Origin of the sequence: Pandoraea sp. CB10b_02 (assembly GCF_002216225.1) — a bacterium.
Taxonomy (GTDB): domain Bacteria; phylum Pseudomonadota; class Gammaproteobacteria; order Burkholderiales; family Burkholderiaceae; genus Pandoraea; species Pandoraea nosoerga.
In genome coordinates, this window is record NZ_NJGW02000001.1 from 343,285 (window position 1) to 363,431 (window position 20,147).

Genomic DNA, 20,147 nt, shown 5'->3' on the forward strand with positions numbered 1-20,147 from the left:
ACTGAAGTCGACGACGCCATTCTATGGGCGCAATGTCGGCCGGGCAATTCCGGTATGGCGCCGGGAGTGTCCCGATGTTTCAATCGGCCGGCGTCTGGCGCACGCGTGTCGGGCCTGCAACGTAAGGATTTGAAAGATTTCGGCAAAACCATTATTTTTGACGCACTCGGATGCACCCGGCGAACCGCAAACGCCCCCCAAATTCTCTGGGAGTCCAACATGCAGACTTCGCGCGTCGATGTTGAGCAGGCCGAATCGCTACGCTGTTCATTGCCCCTCAAGCCGCTGATCGTGGCGCTTTCGCTTTGCGTGATCGGTCAAGCACGGGCCGCCTGCGACAACACGGCGCCCGCGAGCGGCACGACCGTGACCTGCACCGGCACCGACGGCGCCGTCGCAGCGCAAGCCGGCAGCACGGGCGTGACCGTCAACGTCGCGCCAGGGGCCACCGTCTCCTCGACGCGCAGTTCGCCCAATGCGGCCACTATCTCGGTGGACACGGCGAGCACGATCACGAATGCGGGTGCCATCGACCTCACCGGCACGAGCGCCAGCGGCCGCGGCGCCGCCATGCTCGGCGCGAACGACGGGAACACGCTCGTCAACACTTCGACAGGGGTCATCACCACGACGGGCGCCTCGAACGACGGCATGGCGAGCAACGGCAACGGCGGCACGCTCGTCAACCACGGCGCCATCACCGTCAGCGGACCGAACGCCTTCGGCATGACCGCCGCCTGGGGACAGTCGTCGGGGCTGGGGCTGAACAGCGCGTTCACCAACACGGGCACGATCACGGCAAACGGCTCGGGTTCGCGCGCCATCAGCGTGGTCGGCGGGCAGAGCACGGTGACAAACTCCGGCACCCTCGTCACGACCGGCGGGACGGCGTCGAACCGCTCCTTCACCGTGTTCATGCAGGGCAACAACAACCAGCTCACCAACAGTGGGTACATCGAGGCGCGCGGCGTGAGCAGCGACGCCGTGGTGTCGAACACCGCGCAAGGCTTCACGTCGTCCATCGTGAACCAGGCAGGCGGGCAGATCATCAGCCGGCAGGGCTTTGGCGTGCGAACCGTCAACGGCACCATCTCGATCACGAACGCGGGGCTCATTCAGAGCGACGCGGGAACGGCCATCGCCATGAATGCGGCGGCGCGCTCGAACACGCTCACGCTGCAAACCGGCTCGCAGATCATCGGCACCGCCGACGGCGGCGCGAGCGCCGTGAGCCGCCTGATCCTGCATGGCACCGGCACGGCGAGTAACGCCTTCGTGAACTTCGGCACGCTGCTCGCGCAGGGCGACAACTGGACATGGACCGGCAGCGGCAATTTCACGACGGCACAGCTCCAGAGCGGCGTGCTGGACCTGCGCAGCACACTCGGCGGCGCGGCGACCACCGTCGCCTCGGGCGCCACGCTGACCGGCACGGGCACGCTGGCAGGCAACGTGACCAACGCCGGCACCGTGCACCCCGGGGACGGCGCCGGCAACGGGACATTGACCATTGCGGGCGGCTACACCGGCCAGAACGGCACGCTGGCCATCGACACGGCGCTCGGCAACGATGCCTCGCGCGTCGCTCCGCTTACCGTGAGCGGCGGCGCCATTGGCGGCAGTACAACGCTCGTGGTGAACAACCTGAACGGCCTCGGCGCCTTGACCACCGGCAACGGCATTCCGGTCGTCAATGCCGTCGGCGGCGCCACGTCGGCGGCGTCTGCGCTCACGCTGGGCGGGCCGGTCAGCGCCGGTGCCTACTCGTACTTTCTATACAAGGGCGGCACGACGCCCGACAGCACGCAGAGCTGGTTCCTGCGCTCGACCGTCCCCGCGGCCACTACCGCCACGGTGCTCGACCCGGCCAGCGGCCAGACGGTCAGCACGGTGCTCACGCCAGTGGCGGCCAGCGGCAGTCCGGCCGTGGCCGCCGTGGGCGAGGCCCCGGCGCCGATCTATCGCGTCGCCGTTCCCGTGTACTCGGAAATGCCCGAAGTCGCGCGAGCGGCCGGCTTCGCGCAGATGGGCACGTTCCACGAACGGCAGGGCCAGCAAGGGTTGCTTACCGAAAAAGGGTGGCTCACCAGCGGCTGGGCCCGCGTCTGGGGCCAGACGGAACAACTGCGCGCGAAGGGCGACGTCTCCCCCCAGTTCGACGGCAACATCGGCGGCGTGCAACTCGGCCACGACCTCTTCGCTCGCCGCACGGACGGCGGCCATAGCGACCACGTCGGGATTCTCGGCGGATGGACCCGTGCGTCGGGCGACGTGCAGGGCTTCGCGCTCGGCACGAAAGACATGCACACCGGCTCGCTCGGACTAGACATGTACAGCGGCGGGCTGTACTGGACGCATGTGATGCCGGGCGGCGCGTACACCGATGCAGTCTTCCTCGCCTCGAGCCTGCAATACGAATCGAGGCCGGTCAATGGCGTGAACCGCAGCACGCATGGCACGGGGCTGGCCGCGTCGCTCGAGACAGGTTGGCCGATCGCACTCACGCCAACGCTCTCGCTCGAGCCGCAGGCGCAACTCATCTGGCAGCGTCAGTCGCTCAATGATCTGAGCGACGACGTCTCGACCGTCTCGTTCGCCAACACGAATAGCTGGCTCGCCCGCGTGGGCGCCCGGCTCGAAGCAAACTACGACGGAGATCGGGGATTGTTGCGGCCGTATCTGCTGTTCAACCTGCTGCACCGTTTCGGCAACGACGGGCGCGTGGTCTTCGGCGGCACGACGCCGGTCGTCACCAGTGCCAACAGTACGGCCGCGCAATTCGGCATCGGCGTGGCGGGACGCTTTAATCGTGCTGCGAGCGTCTACGCCACCCTCGCTTATCTGACGCAGCTCGACAGCACGCGCCAGCAAAGCGTCTCGGCTACCCTGGGTCTGCGCTGGACGTGGTAAGCCATCGGGTTCGCACGGCGCGGGCTCATCCGCGGGCGGCCGTGCGCAGCGACGACGCCTCCGGGCCCGCCTCGTGCATTGGCGTGACGGTCCCCGGCGGCATGACAGTCTCCGGCGTGTAGCGCATGCAGCGATTGCGGCCGGCCGCCTTGGCCTGATACAGCGCACGGTCGGCGCGCTGCACGAGCGACGCCAGCTCGCCACGCGAACGCTCGTCGCATGCGATGCCGATGCTCACCGTCGCTCCCACCGCCTCGCCCTGCACGGTACGCGCCGCGCGCTCGAACGCTTCGCGCACGCGCTCCGCGATGGTCTGCGCCTCGGCCGCGCCCACGCCCGGCAAGAAGAGCGCGAACTCCTCGCCGCCATAGCGCCCGAAGATGTCGTCCGCCCGCAATTGCTGGGTGGCCGTGCGCGCGAACAGCAGCAGCACCGTGTCGCCGAACGGATGCCCGAAGGTATCGTTGATCCGCTTGAAGTGATCCAGATCGAGCAGCAGCAAGGCGACCGGCGAGCGCGCGGCACTGTGCCTGCGCATCTGCTCACGCGCCAGACGCGTGAATTCCGGGCGGTTGTATGCCTGCGTGAGCCCGTCTCGGGTGGCCGCGCGGTGCAGTGCGATCTCGGAGCGCTCCTTGCCGAGCGAGACCATGAGAAAGCTGGCGACCACGATCAGCACCAGCATTTCGGTGGTCGCGACCTGGGGGCCGAACCACGCGAGAAAGACGGGGTCGGCCGGACCGAGCCAGACCAGCGCGACCGCGCGCGCCGTATAGAACGCACCATGCAGCACGGCGACCACGGCCAGCACGATGCTGCTCGGCAGGCGTCGTCCGGATGCCTGCCAGAACTCCCTGGCCGCCATCAGGCTGTAGAGCGCGAGCAGCGCGAAGAACAGCACGCCGCCGCTCCAGGCGTCGAGCGGCCGGGCGAACAGCCATGTGCCCCACAGCAGCACCGCCGGGCCGCCAAAGACGGTCACCCATTGCACGCTGCGCGCGTAGAAGCGGCGCGCGCCGCTCCACACCATGGCGAACGCGAGCGTCGCGACCGCGTTGCCGAGCGGATACAGCACCGCGAGCCGCGAGCTGCGCGCGGCAAGCAGATAGAGCACGGGGGAAAATGTCGCGAGCAGGAAAGCGAGGCTCCACCAGCGCGGAGACTCGGCCTCGTCGCGACGCAGTGCGTCGAGCATGAACAGGATGCCTGTCGCGATGCTCAACAGGAAAGTGACGAACTGCAATGTCGGCAGGTCCAGCGCCGGTAGCGACAAACCAAGAGCCATGCTCCATCCCCCGTGCGCATACCCTCGCCCGGGCGCGGCGGCCCGATGCGCAATGCGCGATGTGAAGTACGGGGAAGGAAAACCTGCGCGAGACGACGGCGGTTTGGCAAGGCGGGTCGGAATGTCTGGCAGTGACTTGCGCGCCGATGGCGGCGCACCGTGTGGCCGCCCCGGTCCGGCCATCGGTTTCTCTGAGGAATCTCCAGCACATCGTGACCGACGCCGCGCCTTCCCTGCCGCTCGCTGGTCGCGAGCGGCGTTGCGCGCCGCTGGAGTTCCCGGAATTCAACCCTGCTCCCTACCCATGCGGCGGGATTCTAGCACGCCACGATGAGAATACCGGCCGCCCCGGGGTCGGCAGACGCTCCGAGCGGAAAACACCCCGCAACGCTGCCGATGTGCCTCACATGTCCTGACGGCGCCGCGCGGACAACGCGCCGGCCGTCTGGATGACCAGATCGGCGAAGCGTCGCTCGTCGCGCCCGGCGTTCCAGCGCACACGCGGCACCGCAATGTTGATGGCGCCGATGGCGCGTCCGTCCTGATTGACGACGGCCGCCGCGGTGGAAATGTCGCCCATGAAGTACTCGTCCTCGGTATGCGCATAGCCCTGCTTGCGAATCCTGGCGAGGCGCTCCTTGATTTTGCGCGGGTGGGCCACGGTCGCGGGCGTGAACTGCACGAGATGGGTCCGCCCGAGGATATCGTCGATCTCCTCTTCGTCGAGTGTCGCCAGCATGGCCAGCCCCGGCGCCGTGCAATAGGCCGGCAGGCGCGAGCCGACGATGACGTTGGCATTGAACACGCTGCGGCTCACGATACGCAGCACGAACACGATATCGGTGTCGAGACGCACGGTGAGGTTGGTCGCCTCCTCCGTTTCCGCCGCGAGTTGCTGCAGATATGGGGCCGCGCGGCTCACCAGCTCGTTGGAGACGAGGTAGTGATAGGTGAAGTCGAGCAGCTTGGGCGAGAGTTCGTATTTCTTGCTCTGGGGATCCTTGAGCAAATAGCCGAGCGCGGACAGCGTGAAGGTAAAGCGTTGCGCCGCGCTGATGTCGAAGCCCGTGGCGGCGGCGATTTCGGAGAGCGAAAGATGGCGCTTCGAGCCGTCGAACGCAGTCAGCACTTTCATCGCCTTTTCCACGGACTGAACGTAGAGCGTGGAATCGGCAGGCGAACCGGACGCCGCCGGGACGTCGACAACGGCGGCCGCTTTGGCGCGGGTGCGAGGTGTTTTGGTGGTGGCCACAGTAAGGATGAGATTGGGGCGGGCGGTTCCGGATTATCTCATAAACATAACTATCTATCTTTATGCGATAAGATCGAAGTGACTCATCGTCGCGAGGCCATTCGGGTCTTCCCCGCCATGCGCCGCCGCCCTGTCACCCACCTGGCCGGAGCGGTCGCCCCTTCGCAACTTCGCCCCTTCGCCCCTTCGCGCCGCTCGGGCGCCGCGCCGCTCGCTGTAAAAAAGAGGCCTCGCGCGGGCCACCCGCTGCCCCGCCGGCCGGCCTCCCTTGCGCGTTACTCTGGTGACTTTGCCGAGGCCGCATCCCACGCCTGCGTCGTGTCGCGCGACAGCAAGTGCTTTCGAATGCGCTCCGACGGCGTGGTCTCGAAACGTGCCGTCTCGCGATAGTAGCGCGGCCGCTGATAGCTGGCGAGCTTGTCCGCCGCCCATGCCGACAACGCCGCCCACTCGAGCGCCTGCCCTTCGCGGAATTGCACGTACAGCATGATGTCCTGCTCGCCAATGTCGCTTGCCACACCGATCGCCGCACACGCCGCCACCGCCGGATGACGCGCGAACACCCGCTCGATCTCCCACGCGGACACGTTCTCGCCGCGAACGCGCATGCTGTCGGTGCGGCGGCCGATGAATACCAGGCTCCCATCCGCGCTGCGCCGCGCACTGTCGCCCGTGAACAGCTTGCCATCGCGCAGCGCCTTGGCCGTCGCCTCCGGATTGTCGAGATAGCCCGGCAGGAACACCCCTTCCACTTCGCTGGACAACACGATCTCGCCCGGTTCGCCGTCGGCCACCGGGGCGCCGTCGTCATCGAGCAATTCCAGCGTCAGCCACGGCAGCGGGTGACCGATGGAGCCCGGCACGTCGGCGTCGTTAAGCGTCGCGAAACTCGAACACTCGGTCATGCCGTAACACTCGCGCAACGCGCACTGCAGGCGCTCGCTCGTGGCGCGCCAGGCGCTCGCCGAAACCCCCGCCCCCCACGCCACGCGCAGGCTGTTTCGCGCCGGCTGTGCTTCGCGCGGCAGTTGCATCAGGATGTCGAGAATGCCGCCCAGATAGTGCAGATGCGTGGCTTGCGCCGCCTCGCACTGCTGCCAGAAACGACTCGCGGAAAATCGCTCCACGACGTGCATTTCGACATCCGCGAGAAACGGCAGCAGCAGCATTTGCGCCCCGCCGATATGGCACAGCGGCTCCCACAGGAACAGTCGGTCGCCGTCGCGCGCATTGGCCACCTGCAAGGCCGCCTCGCTCGCAATGCGCATCATTCGGTGCGTGAACAGCACGCCCTTGGGGGCGCCGGTCGTGCCCGACGTGTAGATGACACACAGCACGGACGCGGGCGTCACCTCGGCCGCGCGCGGCACGGCGCCCGCGAAGGCGCCGGCCTGGGTCATGACCTCGGACAGCATGCGGCGCACCACCGTCGGGCCGTGATGTCCCGGCTGCCGGGTGGCCAGCGCCACACCGGCGTCCAGTACCTCGGAGAATGCCGGTTCGGCGATCAGCAGCTTCGGCTTGGCGTGCCCGAGCAGATACTCGATGCCGTCGCCCTTGAGCCGCGTGTTGACAGGCACCCACACGAGTCCCGAGAGCATCAGCGCATAGATGAGCGCCACCTGGGCCGCGCTGTTGCCGAGCATGACGGCCACGCGATCGCCGGGCACGAGCCCTTGCGCCGCCAGCCATCCCTGCATGGCGCCCACGCGTGCGGCCATCTGGCCGCGGTCGATCGCCTCGCCCTCGAACACGACGACCGGTTTGGCCGACGTGCCGCGCAGACCCGCCATGAGCAGCGGCACGACGTCGAGCCGGTCGCCCTCGGTCCGCTGGGGAAAGTACCGGGTATAAGGATGTGAGGCGTAAGGATGCGAGGCGGTTTGCGCCGCGTTCGGCATCGGGGCGGTCTGTGCGCCTGTCGGCGCAACCCGGGCAACATTGGACATGGACATACGGAATTCCGCGGATATCAATAGCTCTTGCGTTTGAAGATCGAAGACAGCCAGACGACGAAGGCCATCAGGAATACCAGCGACGTCGCCACGGCAGCAAGCGTCGGCGTGACGGCCAGTTGGATGTCGTCCCACATCTGCTTGGGCAGCGTGGTGTTGATGCCACCGGACACGAAGATGGCGATGGTCAGATCATCGAACGACACGATGAACGCGAACAGAAAGGCCGACCCGAGACTCGCCGCGAGCAGCGGCAGCAGCACGGTGCGCACCCGCGTGAAGGCCGAGGCGCCGAGCATCTTGGCGGCATCGTCGAGTCGCCAGTCGAAGCGCTTGAAGCTCGCCGAAAGCGTGACCACCACGTAGGGAATCGCCAGCACGGTATGGCCGATGACGAGGCCCGCATTGGTGCCGGCCAGCTCCCACCGGGCGAACAGATAGAGCAGTCCGACGGCCACCACGATGCGCGGCACGATGAGCGGCGCGATGAAGACGGCGAAGAGCGGCTTGCGCCAGCGCGACGGTAGGCGCACCAGCGCTAGACTCGCCCCGAAGCCGAGTACGAGCGCGAGCGCGGCCGTGGCAAACCCCACGCCGAGCGAGCGAAGCAGCGCGGCTTGCCACACGCTCGATTCGAGGAACGCCACGAACCATTTCAGCGTGAACAGTTGCGGCGGAAACGCCACGAACGATTGCCGGGTGAAGGCCAGCGGCACCACGAAGGCAATCGGCAACACCAATGCCAGCACGATCACCCAGGTGTATGCCTTCAGGCCGACATCGCCATGTGTGCTCTGCGCCCGGCCATGCGTGAACGAGAGCTTGCCCGCCAGACGCCCGAGCGCCATGAGTACCGGCACGAGACGGCCGCCCTGCCCGCCGCCGCGCCGCTCGGGCGCCTCGCCGGCAAGCGACGAGAGCCCCACCACGCGGTCGTAGACGAAGAACACGACGATGGAGCACAGCAGCAGCACGGTGGAGAGCGCCCCGGCGAATCGTAGGTCGAACAGCTCGAGCACGGAAGAAATGACGAGCTGTGCGACCATCGACTCACGCGGCGAACCGAGCAGCGCTGGCACGATGAAGAACCCCAGGCTCGTGATGAAGACCAGCAGCCCGGCCGCTGCCGCCCCCGGCCCGGAGAGCGGCAGGAACACGGTGAAAAAGCCGGTGGCGCGGTCGGCGCCGAGCGTCTGCGCCGCCTGTACGAGCTGCATGTTGATGCCGCGCATGATCGGCAACATCGTCATGACGGCGAGCGGCAGCATGGCGTGGACCATGCCGATCAGCACGCCGGTCAGCGATGGCGCGAGCGTTCCCGCGCCATCGAGCAGGCCGAGATGCGTGGCGACGGCGGTGAGCAGGCCGGTCTTCGAGAGCAGCAGCATCCAGGCATAGGTCTTGACGAGATAGCTCGTCCAGAACGGCAGCACGATCCACAGCAGCCAGCGCTCGCGCGAACGTGCCGACAGGCGCGCCAGCAGATACGCCACCGGATAGCCGAGCAGCACGCTTAGCGCCGCGGTGAGAAACGCGATCCAGAAGGTGGACGCGAGCACCTTCACGTACACGGCTGAGTGCGTCATCCGGGCGAACTGTGCCATCGACAGCACGCCGTCGCCGTCGTACAGCCCGCCTTGCAGGATTTCGACGACCGGCACGATGAAAAACACCGCGAGAAACAACAACGCGGGCAAGGCCGGCAACCACCGGGCCAGATGCTTTGGCCAGGTAAAACGGGCCCCCGCCTGAGGCAGGCGTTGAACAAGCCACATGGCAAATACTCCAGAAGCTAACGACTTGGCAAATTTCCGCGAGGCAACGCGCCGGGATCTCAGCGCGTGAGCAGCGTGGCGCGCGCGTGATCCCATGCGAGCCCCACGCGATCGCCCACACGCGGGCTCAACTCGCGCGGACAGCGCACCGTGAAAGCCGCGCCCTCCCCGTGCGCTGCGTCATCGGTGCGGGGCGAGGCGTCCCCACCGAGAGAGACGATCGCGCGTGTGTCCGAACCGAGGAAGACCACTTCGCGGATGGTGCCGGCGAGTGCTCCTTCCTCCGGCGAGGTCAGCCGCGCCGCCTCGGGCCGCACCAGCAGGCTGGCCTCACCCGCCGACGGCAGGTCCGCGCCCGGGCCGACCGGGACGAGGCGATTGCCTACGCGCAACGCCACGCGGCCGTCGGCCGTTCGTTCCACTACGCCGTCGAGCAGGTTCGAGTGTCCAAGGAAGTCGGCGGCGAAGCGCGTGGCCGGCCGGTCGTAGAGCTGTGCCGGCGTGCCGATCTGCTCGATGCGCGCCTGGTTCATCAGACAGATGCGGTCGGAGAGCGTGAGCGCCTCGTCCTGGTCGTGCGTGACGTAGATGAACGTTGCGCCCAGTTCCTGATGCAGACGGCGAATTTCGAGCTGCATGTGCTCACGCAGCTTTTTGTCGAGCGCACCGAGCGGCTCGTCGAGCAGAATGATCGACGGACGGAACGCGAAGCAGCGCGCCAGCGCGATGCGTTGCTGCTGACCGCCCGAGAGCTCGGACGGCAGTCGCTGCGCGAACGCCTGCATCTTCACCATTGCCAGCGCCGCGTCGACGGCCGGCGCGAGTTCGGCGCGCGGCAGCTTTCGCATGCGCAGCCCATACGCCACGTTCTCCCAAACGCTCATGTGCGGAAAGAGCGCATAGCTCTGGAACACCATCCCGATGCCCCGCTTGCCCGGTGCGTCGTGCGTGGCGTCGCGCCCGTCGATGAGCAACTGCCCGGCGCTGGGCTCGACCAGCCCCGAAATCATCTGCAACAGCGTGGTCTTGCCCGAGCCGGAAGGCCCGAGCAGCGTAAGAAACTCTCCGGCCGCGACCCGCAGATCGGTCGGCAGAAGCGCGGGGGTCTCGCGATAGGTCTTGGCAAGACCGACGGTTTCCAGTTTGGTACTCATGTTCTGCTCATCCTGCTCCGGTGACGCGCGACGACTTACGACAAAAGCCATGCGTTGAAACGCTCAGTGGCCTTCGTGCGGTTCTCGGCCCACCATTGCGGACTCGGCAAACGCATGCCCTTCAGGTTCGCAGGCGCGGTCGGCAGCAACGGCGCACGGTCCTTCGGAATGGCGTCGAACGCCTTGAGGTTGGTCGGGCCATACGCAAGGTCCTGGGTAATCAGCGCCTGCCGCGCCGGATCGCCGCAGAAGCGCACGAACTGACGCGCGAACTCGGCGCGCGGCGTGCCCTTCGGAATGCCCCAGCCTTCGATCGAGTACAGGCCCTGGTTCCAGACGATCTTCACCGGCGCCTTGTTGTCGATGGCCGCCTGGGCGCGGCCGTTCCACGTCGACATCATGTCGACCTCGCCGCTCTGGATTGCCTGCATGGCCTGCGCGCCCGACGTCCACCACAGATTGATGTGCGGCTTGATGCGATCGAGCGACTTGAACGCGCGATCGAGATCGAGCGGATATAGCTTGTCGATGGGTACACCGTCGGCCATCAGCGCCTGCTCGAGCGTGTCGAGCGGGCTGCGGCGCAGCGAGCGGCGACCCGGGAAACGTTTCACGTCCCAGAAGTCGGCCCAGGTTTGCGGCGCTTCCTTCGGGAATTTGTCGGTGCGATAGGCCAGCACGGTCGAATAGACGTCCACCCCGAGCCAGTCGGCCGTCACCGCCTCGGGCATGATGCCGGGGAAGTCGCCCGCCTTCATGCCGACGGGCTCGAGGAAACCCTTCGATTCGAGATACGGAATGTCGGCCGAGAGCGTGAGCGTGGTCACGTCCCATACGAAGTTTTTCGTCTGCACCATGGCCGCGAACTGCGCCACCGGCTGCGAATCGCGTGCCACGCTCACCACCTTGATGCCGGTGGCCTTCTCGAACGGATCGTAGAACGCGCGGCGGTAGGCTGCGGTGTAGGGACCGCCGGGGTCGGAGACGATCAACTGTCTTGCCTGCGCATGCGCGAGGCGCGATGTCGCCATCGGCAACGCGCCGGCGAGCGCGGCGGCGCCGGCAAACTGCAACAGGCGACGGCGGGACGGATTTTGCGGGTCGTGCGAATAGGACATGAGTAACTCCGCTAACGTGTGGACAGGCGCGACAGGCGTGCCCGGTCATGGTGAGCGCCGCGCGTTGCCGGCTCGGCGGCCGGGATGCGCGGCGAGCCGCCGCTCGATGGCGGCCCTGATCGTCAGGCGCTGGTCGTGCCGCTCCTGGCCGCGCGCTTGGCAAAGAACTCGGCCATCATGCGCGCCGGCTCGCCCGACTCGTAAGACTCGCGCTGGATACGCATGCCGGCCGCGATAGCGTCCTGGAACGTGCCCTCGGTCATCTCGCGAAAACGCTGCTTGTCCAGGCGCATCGCCACCGGCGGCTTGCCCGCCAGTTCGGTCGCCACCTCCAGCGCCTTCTCGAACACCTTGTCTTCGGGCACCAGATGGTGGATGAGCCCCAGGCGATGGCATTCGTCGGCATCCATCAGGCGGCCGGTGAGCGTGAGTTCGATCGTGCGCGACAGACCGAGCATGTGATTCATGATCCACGGACCGGTCGTGCTCGCGATGCCCGCGTTGATCTCCGGCTGCCCCATGCGCACGCCCGGGTGACCGACGCGAATGTCGCCCAGCAGCGCCACCTGGAACGCCGAGCCGGCGGCCGTGCCGTTGAGCGCCATCACCAGCGGCTTTTTCAGGCTGCGAATCACGTCGTAGTAATGCTCCCAGCCTTTGATCCATTCGATCGCGGTGTCGCCGTCGAAGTGCTTCGCCTCGCCCAGGTCCTGCCCGGCGGAAAAGGCGCGGCCCGCGCCGGTCATGATCACGGCGGCCACGCCGTCGTCGGCGTTGTAGCGCTCGAGCGCCGCAATGATCAGTTCGCGCATGGCGATGGTCCAGGCGTTGAGCGCCTGCGGACGATTCAAGGTGATCACCGCCACCTTGCCGACCTGCGTGAAGAGGACTTCCTGCTCCGTTTGCTTTGCTGTCTCGCTCATTTGAACTCCAGGGGCACGAACGCGTGCGTTGAAAGACGATCTTGCGACCATCGCAAAAATCGCTAAATTTTTATCTCACTGCAATAACTCTTATTTGGTAGCAATATAGTTATTTCAAAAAAACGGTGCAAGCCGATTCGCTTCAGGGTTTACCTCAGGCGGGTTGCACCTCGGGCGCGACGAAAAGGCGGCGATGCTCCCGGCGGACTGGCGATGGAGCGCGCGGGACTGGATGGGCGGGGGATCGGGGCGAGCGCGGACGACGTCAGAAAGATGTCGGCGCGAGGAGGAGCAGAAGCAGAAGGAAGAGCAGAAGGAGGGGGATCGCGCGACGAGACGTCAGCGAAAAAACGCGTTGTGGCGCCGGCGCGGCCGGCGGCCCGGACAGAACGGGCACAACGGACACAACGGACGAATGAAAGGAACGGGCGTCGGCGGGAGATCGGGATGGCGACGCACCACGGGTACGGCACGTCACATGACGCAAGGCAGCGAGTCCGGCGTTGCGCTCACCCCTACCCGGCCTGGTTCTGTTTGCGCATGCGTTTGATGGCCTGCAACTGTGCGACGGCCTCGGCAAGCTCGGCTTGCGCCTTGGCGTAATCGATGTCGTCCGATTGCTGCTCGAGCAATGCCTTCGCTTGCTCGCGCGCGCGTTCGGCACGCGCCTGATCGAGACTGTCGGCGCGCATGGCCGTATCGGCGAGGATCGTGACCCGATCGGGCTGGATTTCGACGAAACCGCCCGCGATGTACAGGAACGTCTGCGAGCCGTCGGCCGCCTCGATGCGCACCGTTCCCGGACGGATGCCGGTAAGCAGCGGCGTGTGCCCGGGCAGCACGCCGAGCTCGCCCGCCGTGCCCGGCACTTCGACGAAGCGCGCTTCGCCCGAGAAAATCGAGCGCTCGGTGCTGACGACGTCCACCTTGATCAATGCCATGCGTATCACTTCTCCCGGCAACGCCTCGCGGGCGTTACCATGCTCATGCCTGTTTCACGGCGCGCCGGCCCTTGCCGGCGCCGTTTCGCCACGAACGCGCCGCCGGGCGCTGCCGATTTCACAGTGTACGCGGCGGCGCCACGCTCAACTCGGCCGCCATCTTCACCAGCGACTCCCAGATGGGCGCCGTCAGATCGATGTGATCGTGATGTTTCCTGCGATTATCCGCTTCGTATTCGCCCGGATACTGCACGCGGTCGAAGCCGGGCTGCGGCGGGCACGACGTCAGGTATTCGATAAACGCCTCGACTTCGTGCGAGCGCCAGGTGGCCGAGAAGTCGACCTGCGGATTGAGCACAATGGCGAACATGTTGTTCGTGGCCACGCCCGCGCGCGGGTGTTCCGGCTGAATGGTGCCGCCGCCCGAGAGCACGCCGGCGAGCAGTTCCGCCACGATGCCGAGTGCGTAACCCTTGTGCGCGCCAAACGGCAGCAGCGCGCCGAACGGCTCCGTGAAGAGCGTGTTCGGATCGGTCGACGGGTTGCCGTAGCCGTCGATGAGCGATCCCGGCGGCGCCGACTTGCCTTCGGCCGCCAGCACGCGCGCCTTGTTGATCGCGATGGCGCTCGTCGCCATATCCACCACGAGCGGCGGACGATTGTTCGGCAGCGGCCCGGCGAAGCACAGCGGATTGGTCGTCAGGCGCGGTTCGCTGCCGCCATAGGGCGCCACCATCGGCTGCCGGTTCGTCACGTTGGTAAACGCCATGAACACCAGCCCCTGCAACGCGGCCATTTCGCCGTACTGGCCCATCCGGCCCAGGTGATGGCTGTTGCGCAGCGTCAGGATCGACACCCCCTTGTCGAACGCGCGCGCGATCGCATGCTCGAGCACGAACTTGCCCACGTGCTGGCCGAAGCCGCGATTGCCGTCGTAGAGCAGCAGGTTGCCTTGGTCGGTGAGCACCGTGGGGCGGCCGGTCGGATTGACCTGGCCGTCTTCGAGCACCTTGCGATATGTCGGCAGAATGGACAGGCCATGGCTGGCATAGCCGACGCGATCGGACTCGACCAGATGCTGCGCGACGTCCAGCGCAATGTCCTCGGGCACGCCCTGCGCGAGCAGCAGTTGCTTGCCGAAATCGGTGGCGTCTTTCAGAGGGATACGCATGATGGCTCCTTTTCGATTGCCATGACTCACAACCAGCCCAGCCAGCGCCAATATGTCGCGCCGAAGAGCAGCAGCATTGCGTAACCGATGATCGTGACCACGATGCCGACGCGCGCGAACTGCTTCGCGGTGAAGGTGTCGGTGCCCAGGCACACCATGTTCTGCGGCGCGTTGATCGGCAGGATGAAACCGAAACTCACCGTGAAGCCGAGCAGCATCGTCATGCCGAGCCGGTTGAAGTCGCCGGGCAACGTCTGCAGCACCGAAATGAGGATCGGCAGCATGGCCGAGGTGAGCGCCGTCGCACTCGCGAAGCCGAGATGGATTAGCACCAGGAACGCCGACAGGATGGCGAAGACCCACAGCGTCGAGAGCGAGTCGAGGCCGGTTGCCGCCACCACGTGATTGCCGAGCCACTGCCCCGCCTGCGTGGTGAGGAGCGCGGTGCCGAGACTGATGCCGACGCCGAACACGATCACGGTGCCCCAGGGAATGCGCGACTGCACGTCCTTCCAGGTCATCACGCCGAAGCGCGGTAGCATCAGCACGACCAGACCCACGTAGGTCACCGACGTGGTGTCGAAGCGGTGCAGCTTGCCCTCCGTCGCCCAGAACAGCAGCAGGCCGATCGACACGGCAAGCAGACGCTTCTGGGCGCTCGTCATCGGTCCCATCTCGCGCAGTTGCGCCTCGACGGCCTCCTTGCCTCCTGCGATGGCGTCGGCCTCGGGCGGCATCATTCTGAGCACGAGCACCACGAGAATCACCGACATGATGATGGCCCACGGCGCGCCGGCCACCAGCCATTCCGCCCAGGTGATTCGCGAGCCGAGCATCTTGTCCATGAAGCCGACGGTCAGCAGGTTCTGCGCGGCCGCCGTCTGAATGCCAATGTTCCAGATGCTGGTGGCCTGCGCCACGATGATCATGATGCCGGCGGCGATGTTCGAGCGCCTGTCCACGCCGAACGCGGCGATCACACCCATCATGATTGGCACCACGCACGCGCTGCGCGCGGTGGCGCTCGGCACGACGAGCGAGAGCAGGATGGTCACGGCGATGGCGCCGACCATGACACGGCGCGTACTGGTGCCGATCCTCGAGAGCGTGACGAGCGCGATGCGTCGATCGAGCCCGGTGAGCGTCATCGCCGCGGCGATGAACAGCGCGCCGGCGACCAGTGCGAGCGCCGAGTTGGAAAAGCCGGCCAGCGCCATGCTGATGGCGCGCGACGTGCCGTATTCGACGCCGGGGTCCTGCACGGTCGGCGCGGTGCCCACGAGAAACGCCATCAACGAGGTGATGATGATGGCGCTCGCTTCGTAGGACACGGCTTCGGTGATCCATACGACCACCGCGAACGCGAGAATCGCGAGCATGCGATGGCCCGCTACGGGCAGGTCGTCCGGCATGGGAATCAGCAGTACGGCGATCAGGACGATCGCACCCGCCATCAACCCGATGGGAACCGCTTTCTTCTGGGGAGGACTTTGCACAGAGACTTCAGGCGTGCTCATAGGGGGCTCCAGAACGGATTGGCATGCCGGCAGTCGGCATGTCTTGATGAGATGCCACGCTTGAACTGCGGGTTAATCCTAACCGCATCGGTCCTGGCGAAGCAAGCGTGGAACAGGCGACCGGGTCGAAAGCACGGCCGGCGCGACACGGCACACCGCGCGAGGGCGTGGCGGGGGCCGGGCAGGCGTGGGCGTGAGTGTGGGTGGGAGTGCGGGTGGGGGGCTGGCGGGCAGCGCTGCGCCGTGCCGCGACCCGGGCGGCGCAGACGACGCGCCGGCTCGGGCGCCCCCGGCGCTCGAGCGAATCGAACCGGCTTAGAAATGGAGTCCGAAGTACTCCGGGGCGCCGGCAAACCACTGCGGGCTCGACACGTTGGTCGCGAGCGCGTGATGCCAGACGGTCTGGTAAAGGCCGGTGAGACCCGCCCGGGGTCCGGTGATCAGTCCCGGTGCCGGATGCGCGACACCCGCATTGCCGAGCGTGCCGTTCAACGTCCGGCCGCTCACGATGATCGGCTCGGCCGCCCAGGCGCCCGCTTCTCCGAAGACGTCGTGCCACGGCGCCGGCGCGGCGCCGACGAGTGCAGGCGGTGGAGACCCGGGCGGCGCGAAGGCCGGCGCCCGGGCCGCACGCTTCGCGCGCGCAGCCCGGGACGGCCGGGCACCGTGCGTGACGCCGGCCGCCGTGGGCTTCTTGATGACCGGCGACCCCGGTGAACCCGGAGTCCCCGGCGGATTCGCGGCATGTGCCGATGCCGGTATCCACACAGAACACAGCAACGCCAGCGCCATCATGGCGCCCATGAGGCGGGAGTGCGACTTCGTCATGACAACCTCGAGTGCCGGCGGTACGTCCCGCCTGTATCGCCCTACCTGCAGCAACTTTCGGGCCACTCAGGACAACCCTTTGATTCGTATGCACTTCCAACCTCACCGTTCGTGTCATGCCGGAGCGACGCCCGCGAAGTGTTTCAATTTGGAAACATCGACGTGCCGAGATGCCGTCGCAGCAATACGCCCTGAACGGCCTCGTGTGCCACCCATGCGCGCCGGGAAACACAGATCGACTACCGACGCCTTCGATTCTCTGCCTGCACTCCCTGCGGGGCATTGATGCGCATCAACAAAAGCGCACACCCGTGCGAAAACCCCGATTGACGAATCGGATCACGGACGAAAGTCGCAGCGCCGACCCATGCCGTGTAAGGAATTTCGGGTACGACGATCGGCGCAGTCCGAATCCTCGACGAACCGGCCGGCCGAGCCGGCGCGGCACGCCGCTCTCTGGCACAATCGCTCAACGTCAGCCATGGCGGCGCACTCGCGTCGAGGCGCGCACTCGTGCGAGCGAGCGTGGTGGGCCGCCAGACAACAAGGAGTCAGCAATGCCTCAGTTCGATGTGGATCTTTTCGTGATCGGCGCCGGTTCCGGCGGCGTGCGCGCGGCGCGCGTGGCGGCGCAGTACGGCGCGCGAGTAAAGGTAGCGGAGGAGTATCGCGTGGGCGGCACGTGCGTCATTCGCGGCTGCGTGCCGAAAAAGCTGCTCGTCTACGCGAGCCGGTTCGCCGACGAGTTCGAGGATGCCGCCGGCTTTGGCTGGCAAGTGCCCTCGCCCGCCTTCGACTGGAAGACGCTCATTGCGAACAAGGATCGCGAAATCGCCCGGCTCGAAGGCATCTATCGCACCAATCTCGAGCGCGCGGGCGCCCAACTCATCGAGGCGCGCGCCGTCGTCGAGGGCCCGCATACGGTCGTGCTGCCGGCCACGGGCGAGCGCATCACGGCGCGCAACATCCTGATCGCCACGGGCGGGCGTCCCGCCGACCAGCCGCATTTCGTGGGACGCGAGCACGCCATTTCGTCGAACGAAGTCTTCCATCTGGCCGCGCTGCCCGAGCGCATCACGATCATCGGCGGCGGCTACATCGCGATCGAGTTCGCGGCCGTCTTCGCGGGACTGGGCTCGAAGGTCACGCTCGTGCATCGCGGCCCGCACCTGCTGCGCGGCTTCGATGAAGACGTGCGCACCACGCTCGAAGCCGACTACAAGGCGCGCGGCATCGAGATCCTGCTCGAGCGCACGGTAGCACGGGCGGACAAGGTGCAGGACCGGCTGCGCGTGACGCTGTGCGACGGCAGCACGCACGAGACGGATGTACTGCTCAGCGCGGCCGGGCGCGTGCCCTACACGCAGGGGCTCGGGCTGGCCGCGAGCGGCGTCGCCCTGAACGAGCGCGGCGCCGTGATGGTCGACGAGTTCTCGCGCACCAACGTACCGTCGATCTTCGCCGTGGGCGACGTGACCGACCGCGTGAACCTCACGCCGATGGCGATTCGCGAAGGCCAGGCGTTCGCGGACACCGTGTTCGGCGAGCGGCCGACGCGCGTGGATCACAAGCTGATCCCGACGGCCGTCTTCGGCACGCCGGAGATCGGCGTCGTGGGTCTCACGGAGAGCGAAGCGCGGGCGCAATATGCGCAACTCAAGGTGTACAAGGCGAGCTTCCGCCCGCTCAAGGCGACCTTGTCGGGACGGCAGGAAAGGACACTGATGAAGTTGCTGGTGGACGGGGCGACCGACAAGATCGTCGGCGCGCACATGGTTGGCGACCACGCCGGCGAGCAGGTGCAGTTGCTCGGCATCGCGCTGTCGATGGGCGCGACCAAGGCGGACTTCGATCGCACGCTTGCCGTGCATCCGACGTCCGCCGAGGAGTGGGTCACGATGCGCACGCCCGTGGCGTGAAAGGGGTGGAGTCCGCGCCGCGTCCTCAAAAGGGCCTGACACCGGACACCGAAGCACCGGACAGCCGAACTGGCCTCAGCGGCCGAGCGGCACCTCACCGGCCGACGCCGAGCGCGTGCCGGGCACAGGGGGGTTGCTCTCGCCGCGATACGCGAACACGACGGAAAACTTGGTGGCATCGCCCTCATTGCGGCCGGCCGCGTGAAACAGACCGCTGTGGAACAGGACAACGTCTCCCTGAGCGAGCTCGACCTGCCTGCCGCGAGCGACGAGCGACTGATTGTCCGGTTCGTCCGGACGAAGGAAATCGAGCGCGTCGAGCTGGTGCGGCTGGAGCTGTTCGCGATGCGAGCCCGGGATGAAGCGCAACGCACCGTTTTCGCGGGTTTCCGGCCCAAGCGCGAGCCACACCGAGACGAGCGAATTGTGCGGAAACGACCAGTAGCGGATGTCGCGATGCCAGCCCGTGGCCGTACCGAAGTGCGGATGCTTGGTCATCACGCAGTTATGGTGCGCCAGCGTGAGCACGACGTTTTCGCCGAAGATCTGCGCCAGCGACTCGACGAGGTCCGGGCGCGTCGCCCAGCGGCGCAATGTATCTGCCCGGTCGTAGGCCTTGAGCAGGCGCCGCACGGTTTGTCCGCCTTCGGCCTCGCGCGAGGCCGGCGCGCCGGCATAGCCCACGTCCGCCTCGAATTCGAGCGGCCCCGACGCCGCTGCCAATTGCGCTCGCGCGTCAGCGAGCATGGCCTCGCACTCGGCCTGCGCGACATAGCGCGGGAGGATCAGATAACCGTCGTTACGGAACGTGTCGAGTTGCGATGCGGTAAGCGCCATGGCGGTCGGCGAAGCAGGCGGGAAATGGCTGGTTGGCGAAAGATTCGACGATGAAACGGTGGACAGCGTGATCACGCGGCCGACTCAGGCAGCGCGTTTGCGTCGTCGGGGCGCAAGCTCGGCGGCCGGCTTGGGGTCGGGCTGCGGCACGTCCGTCCCCGGCAGCGTAGCCTGCGGGTTACCGGCAGGACGCGGCGTGTCGACTACGCTGCGCAGACGGTCCAGTTCACGCGTGAGTTTCGCCAACTGGTATTCGAGCTGGCAATTGCGGCGGTACAACGTGCGCATCTTCTGGCTGAGCGCCTGCGTCTGCGTCCAGTACTCCGGATACATGACGAATCGCCCATCCGGACGCTCGACGACGCCCAGCCCGCTCTGTCCCATCACGTCGATGGTCTCCAGCGCGTAGCGTCGAACTTTTTTTACCGTACCTGCCGCCATTGATTTCCTACAGTCCCTGCCTGAGAGAGTCAGGCGCGGCATTTTGCCACGAATTCGGCCCGGCCGGGCGGCAAACCCGCGCCGGGCCGGCTATTTATTTTCGGCCGTCGGCCCCGTGCGG

Annotated in this window: 15 protein-coding genes; 2 read left to right on the forward strand and 13 right to left on the reverse strand. The window is 66.7% G+C overall.

What is annotated here, in order from left to right; genetic code table 11:
* Positions 1-219 precede the first annotated feature (219 nt).
* Positions 220-2,910 (forward strand): autotransporter family protein, encoded by a 2,691-nt coding sequence (locus CDN36_RS01390; protein WP_287495819.1) that lies wholly within the window; start codon positions 220-222, stop codon positions 2,908-2,910.
* 25 nt (positions 2,911-2,935) lie between these two features.
* Here the strand turns inward: CDN36_RS01390 and CDN36_RS01395 are convergent, their stop codons facing one another.
* The 11 genes from CDN36_RS01395 to CDN36_RS01445 all read right to left on the reverse strand — a co-directional run bounded on the left by CDN36_RS01395 (position 2,936) and on the right by CDN36_RS01445 (position 16,829).
* Positions 2,936-4,195 (reverse strand): GGDEF domain-containing protein, encoded by a 1,260-nt coding sequence (locus CDN36_RS01395; RefSeq protein ID WP_287495820.1) that lies wholly within the window; start codon positions 4,193-4,195, stop codon positions 2,936-2,938.
* A gap of 403 nt (positions 4,196-4,598) precedes the next feature.
* A complete protein-coding gene (locus tag CDN36_RS01400) occupies positions 4,599-5,447 on the reverse strand; it encodes an IclR family transcriptional regulator (protein WP_150554486.1) in 849 nt (282 codons plus the stop codon).
* A 275-nt stretch (positions 5,448-5,722) separates the two neighbouring features.
* Positions 5,723-7,348 carry an AMP-binding protein gene (locus CDN36_RS01405; protein ID WP_502920326.1) on the reverse strand — a complete coding sequence of 542 codons (1,626 nt, stop codon included), beginning with the start codon at positions 7,346-7,348 and terminating at the stop codon, positions 5,723-5,725.
* Positions 7,349-7,419: 71 nt separating this feature from the next.
* Entirely contained in the window at positions 7,420-9,177 is a 1,758-nt protein-coding gene (locus CDN36_RS01410; RefSeq protein WP_150554488.1) for an ABC transporter permease subunit, read from the reverse strand.
* A gap of 59 nt (positions 9,178-9,236) precedes the next feature.
* Positions 9,237-10,331, reverse strand: coding sequence for an ABC transporter ATP-binding protein (locus CDN36_RS01415; protein ID WP_150554489.1), 1,095 nt, complete (start codon positions 10,329-10,331; stop codon positions 9,237-9,239).
* A gap of 35 nt (positions 10,332-10,366) precedes the next feature.
* Positions 10,367-11,449 (reverse strand): ABC transporter substrate-binding protein, encoded by a 1,083-nt coding sequence (locus CDN36_RS01420; RefSeq protein ID WP_150554490.1) that lies wholly within the window; start codon positions 11,447-11,449, stop codon positions 10,367-10,369.
* Between the two features lie 122 nt (positions 11,450-11,571).
* Positions 11,572-12,372 (reverse strand): enoyl-CoA hydratase/isomerase family protein, encoded by an 801-nt coding sequence (locus CDN36_RS01425; RefSeq protein WP_287495822.1) that lies wholly within the window; start codon positions 12,370-12,372, stop codon positions 11,572-11,574.
* 515 nt (positions 12,373-12,887) lie between these two features.
* Positions 12,888-13,313 (reverse strand): F0F1 ATP synthase subunit epsilon, encoded by a 426-nt coding sequence (locus CDN36_RS01430; protein ID WP_150554492.1) that lies wholly within the window; start codon positions 13,311-13,313, stop codon positions 12,888-12,890.
* Between the two features lie 118 nt (positions 13,314-13,431).
* Positions 13,432-14,484, reverse strand: coding sequence for an Ldh family oxidoreductase (locus tag CDN36_RS01435; protein ID WP_287495823.1), 1,053 nt, complete (start codon positions 14,482-14,484; stop codon positions 13,432-13,434).
* Positions 14,485-14,510: 26 nt separating this feature from the next.
* The gene (locus tag CDN36_RS01440; protein ID WP_150554494.1) at positions 14,511-16,001 is read right to left on the reverse strand and encodes a DASS family sodium-coupled anion symporter; all 1,491 of its coding nucleotides are present in this window, start codon (positions 15,999-16,001) and stop codon (positions 14,511-14,513) included.
* A 315-nt stretch (positions 16,002-16,316) separates the two neighbouring features.
* Positions 16,317-16,829 carry a hypothetical protein gene (locus CDN36_RS01445; RefSeq protein WP_287495824.1) on the reverse strand — a complete coding sequence of 171 codons (513 nt, stop codon included), beginning with the start codon at positions 16,827-16,829 and terminating at the stop codon, positions 16,317-16,319.
* Between the two features lie 557 nt (positions 16,830-17,386).
* Between CDN36_RS01445 and gor the strand changes: the two genes are divergently transcribed.
* A complete protein-coding gene (gor, locus tag CDN36_RS01450; RefSeq protein WP_150554496.1) occupies positions 17,387-18,748 on the forward strand; it encodes a glutathione-disulfide reductase in 1,362 nt (453 codons plus the stop codon).
* Between the two features lie 75 nt (positions 18,749-18,823).
* On the opposite strand, the gene CDN36_RS01455 is transcribed toward gor, so the two are convergent.
* Entirely contained in the window at positions 18,824-19,585 is a 762-nt protein-coding gene (locus CDN36_RS01455; RefSeq protein WP_287495825.1) for a phytanoyl-CoA dioxygenase family protein, read from the reverse strand.
* An 84-nt stretch (positions 19,586-19,669) separates the two neighbouring features.
* Positions 19,670-20,026: a hypothetical protein gene (locus tag CDN36_RS01460; protein ID WP_150554498.1), complete on the reverse strand. Its 357-nt coding sequence runs from the start codon at positions 20,024-20,026 to the stop codon at positions 19,670-19,672.
* Between the last annotated feature and the right edge of the window lie 121 nt (positions 20,027-20,147).